This is a genomic window from Kribbella steppae (genome assembly GCF_004342025.1).
Lineage (GTDB): Bacteria > Actinomycetota > Actinomycetes > Propionibacteriales > Kribbellaceae > Kribbella > Kribbella steppae.
Genome location: NZ_SLWN01000003.1, coordinates 418,430 through 434,477, shown reverse-complemented (window position 1 = coordinate 434,477; position 16,048 = coordinate 418,430). Strand labels below are relative to the sequence as shown.

Genomic DNA, 16,048 nt, shown 5'->3' with positions numbered 1-16,048 from the left:
CCTCTGCACCCCCTGGCTCACGAGGTCCAGAAGACGCTGCCGTACCACCGCTTTCCTGGGTATCGCCGACGGGCCCGGCATGGCCGCCTGATCGTGGACGTGCCTCGGAATCGAGCGATGTCCGCGCTCTTCCCCTGCCTGCTGACCGCCCGGCATGTCCCCTCCCGGCGATTGACAACAAATGTGTGTCACGACGGGGCGGTGCGCGATGGCCCCCCACCGCGACAACAGAACTCGAGCATGCCCCTGAGCACGGGTCGACCCGACTCGCTGAAATTCGAGACGGAGCGACACCGATATTCGTCGGACCTGCCCCATGCTGCCCCACGAACCGCGGCGGTAGCTCACCCCACAAGGATGATGCGGGCCTTCCACAGTTTGCTCCGGGTCGGTCGCCGAACGGAGCCTCTCCCGGAGTACCGGAATCGGATTCACCCCGGACGGAGGAGGCGAGAGCGTACCGGCCCGGCGCATGCTGACGCTCTGGGGACCACAGCCAGGTGATGCGACGAGCAGGCTGGCTGCGTTCGATGGCGAGATGCGAGATGGAGTCCGGAGCAAAGGACAGAGAACGTGAGCGAGACGATACGGTCAACCGGCGGCGATGGACCTGATCCCAGCACATCCCGCGGCAAGAGCCAAAGTGTCCGGTTGTGCTGTATCTACCTGGCCACCACAGCCGGACTTCTCTGTGTGATCGCCGTCTGGGGTCTGGGCGGGGCTCTCACCAGCGTGGTCGTCATCGCGGCAATGACAGCCATCATCGCCTCTTCCGTCTGGGGAGCGGACGGGCGGAGCGGCGTGCGCAAGATCGCTCGGGTCACACTCGCCGGCGGGCTGATCGGACCGGCTGCCTTAGGTCTGATCGCAAGCCTCAAGTTCGCCGGCGTCTTGATCGTGCTGGCACTGGCACTGACCACGCCCGCCCTCACCTCGAGGGTCCTGCGACGGCGGGCCCAGGGGGATCCTCCCGCCGCACACCCAGAGTCGGCGACACCTCGCATCCCCGCGACGCCGCTCGTCGACAGTCCTGCAGCCGCCCCGGAGCGAGACCTGCGTTCCCTCGACGACGCAGCCTTGTGCCTGGCCTGGCGCCGGAGCTTCGTCCTGCTGGAGGGTGCCCGTTCGGCGGTCGCACGCCTGTCCGTTGTCGAACAGCGGCAGCAGTACCTCGACGAGCTGTACCGGCGATCTCCGGAGGGACTCGCGGCCTGGCTTGCCTCCGGCGCACGAGCATCGGGCAATCCGCTTCCGTACGTCGACGATGCCAAGCGCCGAGCCAGCTGAGTCAGGGCCCGCGCCGAGCCAGCTGAATCAGAGCCGGCGCCGAGCCGGCTGAGTCAGGGCCTCAGATGCAGGCCTCGACGCCACCTGCTACGCCGGTGTCGAACGCCGAGATCCGCTGCTCCGCGTTTCCGTGGTCGCTCTCGTTGGTCCAGGGATAGTCGTCCGCGACCGCGGCCAGCGTTTTGGCGATCTCCTCACTGTCCCCCGGCTCGACCGCGATCAGACCGTCGTCGGCCGCTCCTTGCAGTGCGGCCCCCGCCAGGCAGTCCGCCTGGAGTTCCGCAGCGACCGAGACCCGGTCGCTCCGCAGTCTCGCCTGGATCGCGTGGCCCCACTCGTGCGCGATGATCAGATAGATCCACGCATCGCCGATCTGGCTGTAGCCGGCCGCCATCAGATTTTCGTCCCACGCCACGAAGTCGCCCGGCCGGCAGTAGACGGCGTTGAACGGCACGGATTCCGGCTCGCCCCCGCACGGTGGTCCGTTCGTGCCGGTGTAGGCCCCGGCAACGCGGGGAGGTTGGTACGGCTGTCCGAACTGCTCGGTGGTGTAACGGCGCCAGAACGTGTCCACCGCGCTGACGGCCGTTCGCTCGTCGTCCTTCATCGCCTCGCGGTCGACTGCGCCGACGGTGCCGCCCGTCTGCGCCGGTTGCGTCGTCCGGGACGGCTCGGCGGTCGACCCACCAGGTGGGTCGGTGGCCGTCGTGGTGCAGGCCGTCGCGGTGAGCACGATCGTCAACCACCCGAGGGCTGTTCGCATCGCCATGATCGACCGTCCGAGAGCTAGGCAAGCATCATCGTCGTGTGATCCCGCCACTCAGACGAGGGGAGGCGTATGCCGTTCGGCGGCTGAGAGTTTGGTTGCCTCCTGGCCGGTCCATGGCGCGTCGCCCGCCTCTGCGAGCCTGTCCCGTGCGTCGGACCAGCGCGCGGTGAGCGCGAAGAGTATGACGGTGTCCAGCGCGATCATCATCAGCGACCAGACTGGGTACGCGTTGAGCCACAAGATCTGCACCACAGCGTGCAGGGAGACGATCACGATGGCCGCGACCCGGGCCCACGTCTGCGTCGAGAGCAGGCCGGCGCCGACGGCCAGCATGAGGAACCCGGAGATCAGCAGAACCCATCCCCAGGCGGTGACGTCCACGACGACGAGGTTCTCCCGCGTCAACAGCACACGCTCGTCGGCGAACAGAGCGATGAAGGCCTGGAAGATGTTGATCAGGCCGATCACCAGGAGCATCGAGCCGGCGAACACGATGAAGCCGGCCATGGCCCTTCCTTTCGCAGCCATCGTGGCAACTCCTCTCGTTGCGGAGGCCGAGATGAGAGCCACCTCGGCCTCCGGTCCGAAGCGCAGGTCGTCGGTGGCCTGCGCTTCTCCTGCCGGTTGATGTGGGAGCCGTCAGTCAGCAGCGACATCGCGACCGTGCGCGGCCAGCGCCCAGATGACGAAGATGTCGATGGCGATGATGGTCAGCGCCCAGAACGGGTAGTACGGGATGAAGGTGAAGTTGGCCAGAGCGCTCAGCACCGCCAGGACGATTCCGAGTACGCGGGCCCAGGTCTGGCCCGCGATGACCGCAATCCCGGCCGCCAGCACCAGCAGGCCACCCAGCAGGTGGATCCAGCCCCACGCGGTGGCGTCGAACTCGAACAGGTAGTTGCGGGTGGCTACGTAGAACTCGTTCTCGAAGAGTGCCACCAGACCGGCGAAGGCCTGGAAGCCTCCGGCCATGATCATCATGACGCCGGCGAACAGGATGAACCCGACCGCCCAGCCGCTGACCTCGTGTTCCTCGTCCGCGGCTTCGTAGTGAGATGCTGCTGCCCCTTGTGTCACTGTCGTTCACTCCCTTGTGCTCAGGATGACACCAGGCTGACGAACCACGTCCGATGCGGCATCATCCCCAGGGGACGAGGCCGAGCGGGGTCAGGCCGGGATCAGGCTGAGCGCGCGGGCCCGTCGTACCGCCTCGTTCCGCCGCGAGACCGCGAGTTTGCGAAGGATGTTGCGAATGTGGGTGCGGACCGTGTTGACCGACACGAACATCTCGGCGGCGATCTCTTCGGTGGACAGCAGCTCGGACAGGTGACCGAGCACCTCGGTCTCCTTCGCCGTGAGCGGTTCGATGTACGTCGCGAAGGGCGGCACATCCGTCCCGCCGGCCGCCGGACTGCTGGTTGACGCGAGGATCTGGCGGCGGGAACCGACGACGGAACCGAGCCAGCCGTTCCGATCGATCAGCGCGGTGTCGGCTTCCAGCAGTCGCCGGACAGCTGTGGGAGCCTCGAGGAACGGCCTGCGCAGGCCCTCCGGCTCGGCAAGACGCAGCGCGTGGTCGAGCGCGATCCGCGCCCGTCCGGGCTGTCCGCCGTGCAGCTCGCAAGCGACCTCCAGCAGGCGCGCGCCCACGGTGGTCGGCAGCTGAACTCCGTTACCTTGAGCAAGGATGGCGGACACGGACTTCTCGACGCCGCCCCAGTCCTGCCGCCGCAGATCTGCGTGACCGAGCACGAGGGACCCGAGGGCATCATCAGGCTTGCCCAGCTGCTTGATCATCCGCGTCGCCACATCGGGTTCGCCCTGTACGACCATCAGCGTCGCCGCTTCGATCTGCAGTGGCTCGACGAGCCAGCCGGCAGTGACGACCGAGTGAGCAGCGACTCGCTGGAGGAGGGCGATCGCCTCATCCACCTCTCCGCCGGCGCGCAGCAGGCGCGCCTGCACGACGGCCGACAGGGCCCGCAGGACAGGGTCGTCGCAGATGTCGTCCGAACGCATCGCCGCCCGGACATGCTCACGCCCGGCACGCAGGTCGTGGCGGTCGATGCTCACCCGGGCAAGAGCGATCTCGGCCGCCCGCGGGCGGCCGTCCGACAGCAAGCCGGACCGTTCGGCGAGAGCCACCGACTGTGCCGCCCACTCGTCTGCGCAGCGAAGCTCGCCTTGGTACGAGTCGATGACGGCGAGGTAACCGAGGCACGCGACCGTCAGCGCTTCGCATCCCGGTGCCTCCGCGCGCACCGCCGCCATCAGAGGAGCTCGTGCTTGGAGGAGCTCACCGTTGTGCAGGAGCGCAATGCCCTTGATGGCCTGGATCAGCGCCGTCAGCTCGGGGTGCGCCCTGATCTTCTCTCGCTCCTGCGTGGTGAGCTCCTGCTGGGCCAGATCGGCGAGCATGACGGTCTGTGGGTCGTCGAGCAGACCCGATCGCACGGTCTGGACGATGTCGGCTGCCAGTTGGACCGCCTGGTCGTGGGCCGACTCCGTGATCATCGATTCACCGGCCCGCTTCAGCTCGTCGGCGCAGCGGTCGGTATCGCGGTCGGCGAGGGCCAGCGCCGCCCTGACCACGCCCGCGGCCGGATCCCCGATGCCGGGAGGCATCTTCCTGAGGTCGTCGTCGAGCCCGCTCGTATCGCTGCTCAGCAGGACCTGTCCGATGGCCAGGCCGTCGACGACGTACGCCGAGGCATCGGTCCAGGCCCCGACCGCGGTGGCCAGGCCGACGGCGGAACCGAGGAACCCTTTGCGCGCGAACCAGTCCGCCGCCTTCTTGTGCAGCCGCCGGCGGCGCGTCGGTGACTCATGGGCGAGCTCGGCGCGCAGCAGGTCACGCAGGAACGGGTGATAGCGATACCAGCCGGGATGATCCGGCAGCGGCTCGACCAGCACGTTGCCGCCGGCGAGCGACGCGAGCGTGCGCCCTGCGGAACGTCCGCCGAGTTCCTCGATCAGACCGGGCTGGAGCACGTCCACGACACTGGTGCGCAGCAACAGCGATCGGACCGCGGCGGACTGCGTCTGGAGTACCTCGGCCATGAGGTACTCGGCGATGTTGCCGCTGTCCCCGGCGAGCTGGGCGACGGCCTCGTCCGGATTGTCGCTCCGCTCCAGGCACATGCCCGCGAAGCGCAGACCGACCGCCCAGCCTCTGGTGCGCCGGGTGAGTGCACCGATCGAGTCGCTGCTCATGCTGATGCCGGACAGTCGCACCAGCTGCGACGTCTCGTCCTCGGTGAAGGCGAGATCCGCCATCCGCACCTCGGCGACCATCTCGGCCAGGCGATAGCGGTGCAGCGGGAGCACGGGATCGACGCGGGTCAGGATCACGACATGCAGGCGTTGATCGCTGTGCCGCAACAGGAAGTCGATGTCGCTCGACTGCTCCGCGGTGGCGATCTCGTAACCGTCCAGCACCAGTGTCATCGGGTCTGACCGCCTGGACAGCGCAGTGGCGAGCCTGGTGAGCATGCGAGAGCGCGCGCCGGCAGTGTCGGAGCGCATGGCCGGAAGGACCAGGCCTTGACGGCGGAGGGTCTCGAGGACGTGCGGCCAGAACACCGAGGCCGGCACGTCCCGCTCCTCGAAGGTGATCCAGGCCGTGCTGTACCCGGCCGCTTCGCGCTGCGCCGCCCATGCGGCCACCAGGGCGGTCTTCCCGCTGCCGGCCGGAGCGCTGACGAGGGTCAGCGGCAGCTCGGCACCCTCGTCCAAACGCTTGATCAGGCGCGGGCGCTCGACGTACAGTCTCGGAGGTCCCGGGACAGCGAACCTCACCGCCAGGACGGGATCGTCGGAAGCGTCGCCGGTCCGTGCGGCAGCCTGCTCGGTCGTCTTCATCCCCCAACGCCCTTCGTCATCCCGCCCGTTCCATACGCTTACGCGAATTCGGGTCCGAAGGCATCACCCGCTGCGGGTAGTAACAGCGTCGCACTCCGACCGCAGCCAGGGCAGGTCCGCGGATCTCGCGTACTATGAGGCGGAGACAGGCTGGTCGTGGGGGCGATGCAGACCGAGTACCTCGGCGCGGGGGCGCTGTAGTCCGGGGACCTCTGGGACCGGCGATCAGCAGCACCCGCAACCCGACGTGCACGCCTGCGCACAGGGAGGGAGCGGGCGGTCGACGGGGTCGGGGAGATGTCATCTGCTGAAGCTGAGCGGCTACCGTTCCATGCCTCCTTGGCGGCGGACGACGACCTGCTCACAACGAAGCTGGCGAGACCACGGGTTCCGTCGACGTACGTCGGGCGCCCGCGGATCGTGGCGATGCTGGACGACGGGACCCGCAAGCCGTTGACAGTGGTGAGCGCCGGCGCCGGCTGGGGAAAGACACTGGCGACGGCGTCGTGGGCTGCGTCAACACCTGCCGTCGGGCCGGTGGCCTGGCTGTCCCTCGACGAGAGCGACAACCATCCGCGGTCGTTCTGGTCCTACCTCGTGGCCGCGATCCGCAGTGCTGTCGAGGTTCCCCGCGGCAACCCGCTGGCCGGCCTCGCGCCGGGACTCGGTGGCGAGGTCGACAATCTCCGCCGACTCGTCGCCGGGCTCACGCGGCTACCGAAACCTGTCGTAATCGTTCTCGACGACTTCCAGGTCATCGATGAACCCGCGGTGCTCGCCGGCCTGTCCGAGCTGCTGCGCCGCCCGCCTGCGCCGCTGCGGCTGGTGCTGCTGACCAGGGCGGACCCCGCCCTGGGGCTGCATCGGCTGAGGATCAAGGACGATCTGGCCGAGATCCGGTCCAGGGACCTCGCCTTCGGAGTCGCGGAGGCGGTTGCACTGCTTGGGGCGGACGGTGTCGTGGTTGATCCGGACGGAGCCCAGCTTCTGGTCGAACGCACCGAAGGATGGCCGGCCGGGCTGCGACTGGCCGCCTTCTTCCTCAAGGGCGAGGGGCCGGGCCGCACTCCGGCGGACTTCGCCGGTAACGACCAGGCAGTGACCGACTACCTGGCCGAGGAGGTGCTCGCGAGGCAGCCGCCCGAACTCCGGCAGTTCCTGCTGCGGACCTCCGTCGCGGAGCGGCTGAGCGGCGGGCTCGCCCAGGTGCTGACCGACGACCCACGCGGCCAGCGCTTCCTGGAGCTGCTCGAGAGGACCAATGCGTTCGTGGTCGGTCTCGGTTCGGATCGGCAGTGGTACCGGTACCACCCGCTGCTCCGGGAGATGCTCCACCATCGGCTGATGGTGGATGAGCCGCAGATGCTGCCCGACCTGCAGCGGCGGGCAGCGCACTGGTTCGCTGCGAACGGGCAGCCGATCGAGGCGATGCGGCATGCCGCGGAGGCGGCCGACTGGCACCTGCTCGGTCGCCTCTTCGTCACGCAGGCCGCGCCGTTGACTGTCTCGACCGAACGCGCGGCGGTCGTCGCGCTACTGGCCCGCATTCCCGCCGAGCTCCTTGCCGACGGGGCGGAGCTGGCAGTGTCGGCCGCGGCGTTGCGCATGCACGCCGGCCGCTTCCAGGACATGCAACCGCATCTCGAGCGGGCCCAGGCGCAGTTGGACGCGACGAGCCCGGAGTCGAGGATCGGCACCCAGATCGCGATCCGCCTGTTCTCGACTGCTGTCGCACGCGTCCGTGGAGATATCGCCGCCCTGGTCACGGCCTCCTCGGAGGCACTCGACGTGCTGTCCGGCCCCGGTGTGGCGTTGCCGGCGGCCGACCAGTACCGAGCTATCGCCCTGAGCACCCTGGGCACCGGTCTGCTGTGGTCCGGCAGCCTCGACGAGGCCGAGGCGTGCCTCCACGAAGGCCTCGAGATCGCCACTGCCACCCGGCTGGAAGCGTCCCGGATCAACATGCTGGCGCATCTGGGGTTCGCGGCCACGGTCTCGGGCAGACTGCGGGAGGGCTTCGCGCACGCTGCCAAGGCCGTCGAGCTCGTCGATGCCCGCGGCTGGGAACCTCTCACCCAGGCGGCCACCGCGTATCTGACGCTCGCGATGGTTCACCTCCAGTGGAACAACGTCGACGAGGCGCAGAGCCTGCTGGCCCAGGGCAGAGCGGCTGCGACTCTCGACCTTGCGCCACGCTACGCACTCGGCCTGACCCAGGTCCGGTTGGACGCATCGCTCGGCAGGGTGGAGGCGGCGCGCAATCAGTTGGTGCGCCTGCGGCACGAGATCGGACAGTGGCAGCTGCCGGCCTTCCTCGAACGATGGCAGGCGATCACCGAGGCCGAGGTCGACCTCGCGGCCGGTGACCCGAGTGCCGCGATGACGAAGGTCAGGACGTCGGCCGACGATCAGCCGCCGTTCGCCCATGAGCAGACCTGCCTCGCCGAAGCGCTGCTGGCCGGCGGTGACCCACATCGGGCCGAGGAGATCCTCTCGTCGCTTCGTCACCGGACGGACGACCGCAGTGCCACCGTGGAGGCCTGGCTGTTGACGACTTTGGTGGCCGACACGTTGCGGGAAGACAACCGCGCCCTCGAGGCGCTCGGCAAGGCGCTGGACGCCGCCAGGCAGGAGGGAGTCCGCAGGCCGTTCCTCGTCGTGGATACCGAGCGACTGCCGCGTCTACTGACCCGGGTGCAACAAATGGACCCAAGTGCCAGCGGCTTCGTGGACGAGCTTCTCGCGGATATGGGCTTGGTCAGGTCCCACGGCACACTGGTCGACGCGCCGGCCGAACCGCTGACCGACCGGGAGCTGAGCGTCGTGCGCTATTTGCCGACGATGATGACCAACGCGGAGATCGCGTCGGAGCTCTTCGTCTCCGTGAACACGGTCAAGGCCCACCTCAAGCGGATCTACCAGAAGCTCGGCGTCACCAGTCGCCGGCAGGCCGTTCACCGGGCTCGCGCTCTCGGACTGCTGAGCGGCTAGCGCCGTCGTTCCACCGCTCCGTCCTGTCCCGGTACCGATGACCGGAAGAGGTCCTGGACGACTATCCCCGCAGACTCGAACAGGCCGACCAGATCCACCAGATCCAGATCACGCTCGGCCGGCACCCGCAGCCGGATGACCGTGCACGCTTCGATCGCGGCGAAGTGCTGCTCGGGGAACGCGGCGCGCAACACCGGACCCAGCGGGCCGACGACCGTGACCTCGTACGCCACACAGGCCGGCCGCGCGATCATGGTGCCTCCTCACCCGGCGATTCGTCGTCGTCGGGAGCGGCCACTGCCCGCACCTCCACGAGGTCGAGCCCGAGCGCACGCAGACGCGCCAGAAACCCGTGCAACGCAGCCTGGTCAGTGAACATGCCGGTCAGCACTGTCCTCGTCTCCAGCTCTATCATCACGACGTCCCCGAGATCGGGCAGAAGCCCGGCCGGTACCGGACCGACAACGCGAATCTCGTACGTTGTCTGTTCCACGGCGGCCTCCTCAGGCATCGTCCTGCACGCGTCAGGACGCAGATTTCGCGGCATGACGTTCCGGCCGCGTCGTAGCGTTTGCGACCATCGCACCCTCGGCTCACGGGGTGTGTCGTCATCCCTGAGGTATGACCACGGACGTTCCGCGGGATCGGCACCTGGCAGTACCGGCCAGGGTCGGTACTGCCAGAACGCACCGATTTCCGTTACTGGGCGATCATCTCGCGCAGTTCCGCTTCTTGCTCGGCCGAGAGGTTCGACTGGATCAGCTCGGCCTGCAGTCCGCGATCGGCGAAGGCAGCCTTGATCTTCTCCGGGACGGCGTCGCTCGTCATTACGAACAAAGCGGAGGTTCCGGGCGTGATCTTGTCGCGGGCGGACTTGATGAAGTCGTCGTCGATGCCGACATCACTCATGGATCCGGCCAGCGCACCGGTCGCGGCGCCGATGGCCGCGCCCAGCAACGGAACGAAGAAGATCAGGCCGAACAGCATCCCCCAGAACATGCCGCCCATCGCCCCTGCGCCGGTCAGGCTGTGCAGTTGCCGCGTCTTGGGCTTCTTCTTGTCCGGAGCCCAGGACACCGTCGCCGCATCGTGCACCTGGATGAGTTCCTGCTTGGCCAGGTTCTCCAACGTCTGGATCGTTTCGTCGGCCGCCGTGGGGCTGTCGAACTTCCATACCGTCAGTGTCGTCATCGCGCGCTCCTTGGATCGGTCTGTACGTCGCTAGCAGCCTCGGCCTGCTGCGCGACAACCGCCTCATCCCCACCGGGTGATGTGGCTGGGCACCTAAGGGGTCCGCTGCGTGTGTCCCCGACGATCAGATCTCGACGCTCACCGGGAAGGTGGCGATCCAGGCGAGGGCGGTGACGAGGATGAGGCAGCCGACCCCAGTCAGGATCCAGCGCAGGCGGCGGTTGGCGATCTTGGTGCTCATGCCGGCGAAGAACAGGACCACGGCGTACAGGACGACGGTGAGCACATAGTTGCTGGCTATCTGGAGGTCTCGGCGCACCTCGGCCCCGGAGGCCTCGGCGGCCGCGTCGAGCCGTTCAGCCTCCTGCCGCGACGCGGGTTGGTACTCGGTCATGGCGAAGGGCGTCGGCGGCGAATCCGGATTCGTGAACGGGCGGGTCGCGATCCAGGCGTTGAACGCGGGCCGGAACTCCGGGCGGAAGCGGTCGGCGTAGAAGTCGGCGAGGTCGGCCTCACCCCGGCGATCCGCATCCACCCAGGCGATGAACGTGGCGACGTCCACCTGGCTCTGCGCCTGCGCCAGGCCTTGTGCCCGGGCAGCGTCGATCCTGATCGCGTTCGTGCGGCCGGCCGCCTTGGCCTGCTCGCCGTTCCACCGGGTGGCCTGGTAGCTGCTCCACGAGGTCGCAAGGGCCGCGACCACCAGCATGACGGTGACGAGCACCTCCTGCCAGTTGCGGCCGCGCTCGGGCCGCTCGTCAGCGCCGGTTGCCACGATCGTCACACGGAGGCGTCACGTCGAGCCCGAGCAGTTCTACCTCGGTATCGATCACGCCGATGGTTCGCACCATCGCGGTCGGCTGCAGTCTGCCGACCCCTTCGCCGTGCGGATGGTCGAAGAACACGAGCAGGAACAGCAGAAGCGTGATGACCAGCGTCACGCTGCCCATCAGAAGGCTCTGCGTCACCGCGCCCTCGGCCCGGTCGGCGAAGAACAAGAGGTACACGAAGATCACCACGGAGATGACCGACAGGACCAGCCACAACGGCGTCGGGATGATCCCCTCCGCTCCGTGCACCCTGTCGATACGCGCCTGTTCCCGTTCGGCGGTCTGGTCCATCCACCGGTCGTACGCCGACTGCTCCACCGGCGTCCGCGGGTTGACGGCCGAGATCGTCAGGAACATCTCCGCTCCCCACGGATTGATGGAGTTCCCGAGCGTCCCTTTGTCCAGAGCCTCCCACTCGACCCCAACCACGGACTGTGCGTAGCACACGAGCTCGCCGGTGAGCTCCGCCGCGGTCTTGTCGGGCAGGAACTGCGCCGTCTGAACCTGCTGCGCCACGATCGTCGCCTCGGCCTCGGCCCCGGACCGCGCCTGGTCGTACGACGTGAACGACAGGAAGATGATGAAACCGAGCAGCACCGAGAAGCCGGTGGCGAGAACACCGAAGACACCCGAGGCGCGGTCACCGTCACTGAAGTAGCTGCCCTCCGGCGCCCGCCTGCGCACGAGGAGCATCGCCGTGACGGTGACCGCGGTCACGAGGACTATGACCAGGGCGGCCCAGACGATGTTCATCTACGCCTGCTTGCCGCCGCAGTCACAGCCGACTACTTCGCGGTCCCGGGGACGGCTGCGGCAGGCGGAACGGGGGAGGCAGCGGGCGCCCTGCCCGCTCCGACCAGGACCTGCACGACAGCCAGCAACCCGACCACCAGCGCGAGCGACCCGAACAGCCGCGACAGCGAGACGTCGTTGCCCCAGAGCAGCACCACGACGCCCAGCAGGCCCACGGCAACGCGCAGCCACCCGGCGTTGGGCGCGACCCACCGGCCCGCGTCACCGACCGGGCTGCCGGCCAGAGCACCGCCGATGCTCTCCAGACCGCCGGTGACGGCACCGCGTACGGCAGTGCCGTACTGGTTGGGTCCCGCGAACCAGCCGACGACCACGAGGATCAACCCCAGCCAGAGGAACACTTGTCGACCGCGGTCGAGATAGGCAAGCAGCGTGTCGTAGAAGACTGCGCTCGCCGGACCGAACGTCGTACCCGAGAGTCCGTCGATGAACAACTGCCGCCCGACAGTCAGCGCCAGCGCCAGCAGCAGCGCGTTCGCCGCCAGCAGCACCCCGATGATCACCGTCGTACGCGGACGCCGGCGCGACAGCACCAGAGCGACCAGATAGAGTCCCGCCACCACGACGAGCATCCACTGCGCCAGCGGGTTCGCGAACGCATAGATCGTCTTGAGCTGTGCAAGTTGGGGCGCTTCCATCAACACGATCTGCTTGTCGATGTTGGGGATCGGCACGTTCTGCACGATCGTGAGTCCCCGGTCGACCAGGCGTTGCTTGACCCGTTCGATGACCTCGGAGACGTCGAGGACCACTTGATCACCCTGGAGCGAGATGGCGCCGGTCTGATCACCCGTCAGCAGGCGCTGGAGAGCCTGCTGGAGTCTGGTGTTGACGGCGGTCCAGAGGTCGGCGAACTCGTCCGAGGCGAGGAACTCCCGCACCTGGCGGTCGATCAATCCGTTGATCGCCGCAGCCAGCGGCCCGACCAGTCGCTCCAGCCGCGGCCGGTCGGTGATGACGCCGGCGAACACGTCGTTGAGAAGCGCCTCAATGTCGACCTGTTTCTCGATCGCATCGGTGACCGTCGTCGCGATGGCGTTCTGTACCTCCGGCGAGTTCACCAGCGGGCCGACGGTGTTCACGTACCGCGTGGTGTCATTCAGCGTGCGTTGTCCCCAGTACGCGATCGCCGCCGGCGTCGTCAGCACTGCCGCCAACACCAAGCAGATGACCACCGCGACCGCACGCCCCATGGAAGGCCGCTTCGCCGCGGGCTCTTGGACGGGCACACTCCGTTCCGGACCACCGGGCACCGTGGGGTCAGACATGCTGCGCCTCCTCGCCGGTCGGCTGTACGTCGGCGCCTCGATCGTCTCCGCCCCAGCCCCCCGGAACCTCACCCTGCACGGATGAACCCGCCCGGTCACCCCCACGGCACCTCTCAGTGACCACCAAACGCCGAACCCGCTGGCCTCCCAGCCGGACAACGGAGCGTCACCCAGCCAGGGGACTTGAGGAGAGGGATGGGATGTCTCCTCAGCACATCCGCTCCGCCTGCTTGCTTACTGGCCGACCACGACGGAGATGCCGTTGGACTCAACACGCCTCATGACAGACGCGGGATCGCCGGCGACCTCGAGGTGGTGGATGACTCGGCTCACTACAGGCTGTGCTCATCGAAGGGACCTATCGGTCGTGCCGATAGACGCGTCAGATGCGCTCGGGCTAACTTCACAGAGCCGCCTAGGGACAAGGAGTGACGATGACGGCACCGCAGCCGCAGCTCGACTCCTCCTGGTGGGACCGCCCTGGCCTACAGCGCCACGTCGCAGGCGGAGAGCTACCAGTCGCGCGGACTCACCATGGAGGATCGCAAGAACTTCGCCGGCGCGGTCGCAAGTGTCGCCTTCGGATCAGTAAGTGACGAGGCACGAAAGTGGCTTCCCGAGTTCTCCAACGGCGTTGCAGCAGTGCCACCGGTCATCACCGGATCCGACGTCGAACAGGTCGCGTCGATGACCGCCGAGCTGCGGAAGCTGGATCAACGCTACGGCGGCGGAGCCGCGGTCGACGCGGCCCGCGGTTTCTACGGCTACGCGCGTCGGATGATCCACTCCGCAGCAGATCGTCGTACGCACCGAGACCTGAAAGTCTCACTCGCAGACTCCAGCAGCATGCTCGGCTGGTCCTTCCACGACATCGGCGATCAGTCGTCGGCGCGCCGGTTCCTGATGAACGCGCTGGTTCTTGCCAAGGACGCCGACGAACCATCACCCGCGTCCTCGATCCTCTACCGCCTCGGCAGGGTCAGCATGCAAGAAGTGCAACCCGTCGAGGCGCTGAAGATGCTGCAACTCGGCCAGCTCGCGGCGCAGGATGCGGGTGATCCGGCCGAGGTGGCGCGGTTGCATGCGAATGAGGCTCTGGCCTACGCGATGCTCGGCAAGCACGACTATGTTCGCGACGCACTCGCGCGCGCCGAGCACGAAATGGGACGCGCCGACAAGCGCCGAGTCTCGCCATGGACCACCCTGTACTTCACGCCCGGCGACTACACCGGGCACCAGGCCCTCGTGTACAACTCGCTGGCCGGTTATGCGAAGGACCCGACGCAAAGTCGGGAGTACGCCGTACGCGCGGTGGCCTTCGCGCACCAGGCGACTGCGGAGTCCGGCCCGGACAGATCACGGCGTAGCCGGACATTCGATCGGATCATCCTGTCAACGAACCTGATACGGACCAACGAGTTGGACGTCGGTGTCGACGTGGCCCGCGACGTGATCAGCGAGGCGCAGCACCTGCGCAGCGGCCGCGGCGTGAGCCGCCTGGCCGAAATCGCCACCGCAGCCTCCCAACACACCCACAACTCCGACGCCGTGGACCTGATGCATCAGCTCGAATCTGTCCGCACAACTGCGCCGAAAGCACTCACCGCATGACCAACCTGACCGCCGAGCTCGACCAACGGCTGAAGCATGCTCTGAAGGGCATCTGCCAAGAGGCCGGCCTCCTCGCGGACGAGGCAGAACTCATCAAATACACGAACAACGCGGTCTACCGCCTCCCCACCCACGGCGTTGTCGTGAGATTCGGCGCCGGCGATCTGGCCAGTCAACGAGCCGACCACGTCGCCCGCATAGCCACCTGGCTGCAAGCCAACGACGCCCCGGCCGTCAGACTCGCCCCCGCCCTGACACAGCCCGTCCTCTTCGAGAACTACTCAGCAACAATCTGGCAGCTCCTGGAAGGCAGCAACCCAGACTGGACCGGCGCCGAACTCGCAGCCCCACTCCTCGGCTGGCACAAACTCACTCCGATGCCCGGCCTCAAACAGTGGGACCCATTCAGCAGCGCCCGCAGCAGACTAGCCATGGCCGACGGCCTCCCCGCCGACGACCACGCCTGGCTCACCCAGCAATGGTCTGAAACCGAATCCGACTACCGCGCCCTCATCCCCGACCTCCAGATGGGCCTACTCCACGGGGACGCCTACATCGGCAACCTCCTGCGAGAACCCACCGGCCGCTTCGTCCTCTGCGACTTCGACGGCACCAGCATCGGCCCTCTCGCCTACGACCTGGTTGTCGCCGCGGTCAGCGCCCTACGCTTCGGCGCCACCCAAGACCACGAAGCCCTAGCCACCGCCTACGGCCTAGACGTCACCACCCTCCCCTCCTGGCCAGTCCTCCGCCGCATCCGCGAACTAGTCCTCGTCACCAGCGTCATCACCGACCTCTGCAACCGCCCCGAAATCGCCAAGGTCCACGCCCACCGCCTATCAACCCTAAGATCCGGCGTCCCGGAACTCTGGCACCGCTACAAGTAGATGAGCGGCTGACATCCGTCGCGAAGCCCGCCGTCGGGGCCGGTCAGCGGGCATGCCTACGGTCAGGAAATCGGCGAGGCACTCGAACCCCTAACCACCGCTTTACAAGTCGCCTGTTCCGTACCGCCCGCGCTGTCCCACGCCTGAATGACTGCATCGATGACTGTCTAGCCTGTCTCAAATGGCATGCCTAGACTGCAGTTCATTGACAGATCCATTGACAGAGCACGGCCATCCCGCATGTGGCCCGACAGCACGAGCCGATCGATGCGGTAGCACTTGACATGGTCTCTGACTCTCGCTGCTGCTGAGCAGCCTACGAGTCTCGTTCTTGCAGGGCACCCGTCTCGTTCAGCCGCATGATGCCCTGGACGACGGGGCATCACGCGGACGGGCTACAGATTCCGGAGGGCTAGATGGCGAGGCAGCCGTTGCCGTTGGGGACGTGGGGCAAGATTTCTGCCAGGGCCGTGCATTGCGACGGCAAGGGACGGCCGGACAAGTTCGAAGCCAAGGCCAGGTATCGAGACCTCGACGGTC

General features: G+C 67.5%; 14 protein-coding genes. 4 read left to right on the top strand and 10 right to left on the bottom strand.

The window, feature by feature from the left end:
* The first annotated feature begins 573 nt into the window (after window positions 1–573).
* Window positions 574–1,287 (top strand): hypothetical protein, encoded by a 714-nt coding sequence (locus EV652_RS10650; protein WP_132208873.1) that lies wholly within the window; start codon window positions 574–576, stop codon window positions 1,285–1,287.
* 61 nt (window positions 1,288–1,348) lie between these two features.
* Here the strand turns inward: EV652_RS10650 and EV652_RS10645 are convergent, their stop codons facing one another.
* The 4 genes from EV652_RS10645 to EV652_RS10630 all read right to left on the bottom strand — a co-directional run bounded on the left by EV652_RS10645 (window position 1,349) and on the right by EV652_RS10630 (window position 5,917).
* Window positions 1,349–2,056 (bottom strand): neutral zinc metallopeptidase, encoded by a 708-nt coding sequence (locus EV652_RS10645; RefSeq protein ID WP_132208872.1) that lies wholly within the window; start codon window positions 2,054–2,056, stop codon window positions 1,349–1,351.
* A 51-nt stretch (window positions 2,057–2,107) separates the two neighbouring features.
* A complete protein-coding gene (locus EV652_RS10640) occupies window positions 2,108–2,563 on the bottom strand; it encodes a DUF7144 family membrane protein (protein ID WP_132208871.1) in 456 nt (151 codons plus the stop codon).
* Between the two features lie 132 nt (window positions 2,564–2,695).
* Window positions 2,696–3,133: a DUF7144 family membrane protein gene (locus tag EV652_RS10635; protein WP_132208870.1), complete on the bottom strand. Its 438-nt coding sequence runs from the start codon at window positions 3,131–3,133 to the stop codon at window positions 2,696–2,698.
* Window positions 3,134–3,223: 90 nt separating this feature from the next.
* Window positions 3,224–5,917: a winged helix-turn-helix domain-containing protein gene (locus EV652_RS10630; RefSeq protein WP_132208869.1), complete on the bottom strand. Its 2,694-nt coding sequence runs from the start codon at window positions 5,915–5,917 to the stop codon at window positions 3,224–3,226.
* A 297-nt stretch (window positions 5,918–6,214) separates the two neighbouring features.
* On the opposite strand from EV652_RS10630, the gene EV652_RS10625 reads away from it, so the two are divergent.
* Window positions 6,215–8,908: a winged helix-turn-helix domain-containing protein gene (locus EV652_RS10625; RefSeq protein WP_132208868.1), complete on the top strand. Its 2,694-nt coding sequence runs from the start codon at window positions 6,215–6,217 to the stop codon at window positions 8,906–8,908.
* On the opposite strand, the gene EV652_RS10620 is transcribed toward EV652_RS10625, so the two are convergent.
* From EV652_RS10620 to EV652_RS10595, 6 genes are all read right to left on the bottom strand, one after another.
* Window positions 8,905–9,162 carry a hypothetical protein gene (locus EV652_RS10620; protein WP_132208867.1) on the bottom strand — a complete coding sequence of 86 codons (258 nt, stop codon included), beginning with the start codon at window positions 9,160–9,162 and terminating at the stop codon, window positions 8,905–8,907. The genes EV652_RS10625 and EV652_RS10620 overlap by 4 nt on opposite strands.
* Window positions 9,159–9,401, bottom strand: coding sequence for a DUF8691 family protein (locus EV652_RS10615; protein WP_132208866.1), 243 nt, complete (start codon window positions 9,399–9,401; stop codon window positions 9,159–9,161). Before EV652_RS10615 ends, EV652_RS10620 begins: the two co-directional genes overlap by 4 nt.
* A gap of 206 nt (window positions 9,402–9,607) precedes the next feature.
* Entirely contained in the window at window positions 9,608–10,099 is a 492-nt protein-coding gene (locus tag EV652_RS10610) for a DUF1269 domain-containing protein (RefSeq protein ID WP_132208865.1), read from the bottom strand.
* A gap of 124 nt (window positions 10,100–10,223) precedes the next feature.
* Window positions 10,224–10,883, bottom strand: coding sequence for a hypothetical protein (locus EV652_RS10605; RefSeq protein ID WP_132208864.1), 660 nt, complete (start codon window positions 10,881–10,883; stop codon window positions 10,224–10,226).
* Window positions 10,858–11,682, bottom strand: coding sequence for a bestrophin-like domain (locus tag EV652_RS10600; RefSeq protein WP_132208863.1), 825 nt, complete (start codon window positions 11,680–11,682; stop codon window positions 10,858–10,860). Before EV652_RS10600 ends, EV652_RS10605 begins: the two co-directional genes overlap by 26 nt.
* Before the next feature lie 32 nt (window positions 11,683–11,714).
* The gene (locus EV652_RS10595) at window positions 11,715–13,010 is read right to left on the bottom strand and encodes a hypothetical protein (protein WP_132208862.1); all 1,296 of its coding nucleotides are present in this window, start codon (window positions 13,008–13,010) and stop codon (window positions 11,715–11,717) included.
* A gap of 480 nt (window positions 13,011–13,490) precedes the next feature.
* On the opposite strand from EV652_RS10595, the gene EV652_RS10590 reads away from it, so the two are divergent.
* Window positions 13,491–14,621 carry an NsdA family TPR-like regulatory protein gene (locus EV652_RS10590; protein WP_500784489.1) on the top strand — a complete coding sequence of 377 codons (1,131 nt, stop codon included), beginning with the start codon at window positions 13,491–13,493 and terminating at the stop codon, window positions 14,619–14,621.
* A complete protein-coding gene (locus tag EV652_RS10585) occupies window positions 14,618–15,508 on the top strand; it encodes a phosphotransferase (RefSeq protein ID WP_132208860.1) in 891 nt (296 codons plus the stop codon). The genes EV652_RS10590 and EV652_RS10585 overlap by 4 nt, the downstream gene beginning before the upstream one ends.
* Window positions 15,509–16,048: the final 540 nt, after the last annotated feature.

What these genes read in the sequence shown, in the direction of transcription:
- EV652_RS10630 (WP_132208869.1), bottom strand. Translation starts at nt 5,917, where the DNA reads ATGAAGACGACCGAGCAGGCTGCCGCACGGACCGGCGACGCTTCCGAC.
- EV652_RS10625 (WP_132208868.1), top strand. Translation starts at nt 6,215, where the DNA reads ATGTCATCTGCTGAAGCTGAGCGGCTACCGTTCCATGCCTCCTTGGCG.
- EV652_RS10600 (WP_132208863.1), bottom strand. Translation starts at nt 11,682, where the DNA reads ATGAACATCGTCTGGGCCGCCCTGGTCATAGTCCTCGTGACCGCGGTC.
- EV652_RS10640 (WP_132208871.1), bottom strand. Translation starts at nt 2,563, where the DNA reads ATGGCCGGCTTCATCGTGTTCGCCGGCTCGATGCTCCTGGTGATCGGC.
- EV652_RS10595 (WP_132208862.1), bottom strand. Translation starts at nt 13,010, where the DNA reads ATGTCTGACCCCACGGTGCCCGGTGGTCCGGAACGGAGTGTGCCCGTC.
- EV652_RS10585 (WP_132208860.1), top strand. Translation starts at nt 14,618, where the DNA reads ATGACCAACCTGACCGCCGAGCTCGACCAACGGCTGAAGCATGCTCTG.
- EV652_RS10610 (WP_132208865.1), bottom strand. Translation starts at nt 10,099, where the DNA reads ATGACGACACTGACGGTATGGAAGTTCGACAGCCCCACGGCGGCCGAC.
- EV652_RS10645 (WP_132208872.1), bottom strand. Translation starts at nt 2,056, where the DNA reads ATGGCGATGCGAACAGCCCTCGGGTGGTTGACGATCGTGCTCACCGCG.
- EV652_RS10620 (WP_132208867.1), bottom strand. Translation starts at nt 9,162, where the DNA reads ATGATCGCGCGGCCGGCCTGTGTGGCGTACGAGGTCACGGTCGTCGGC.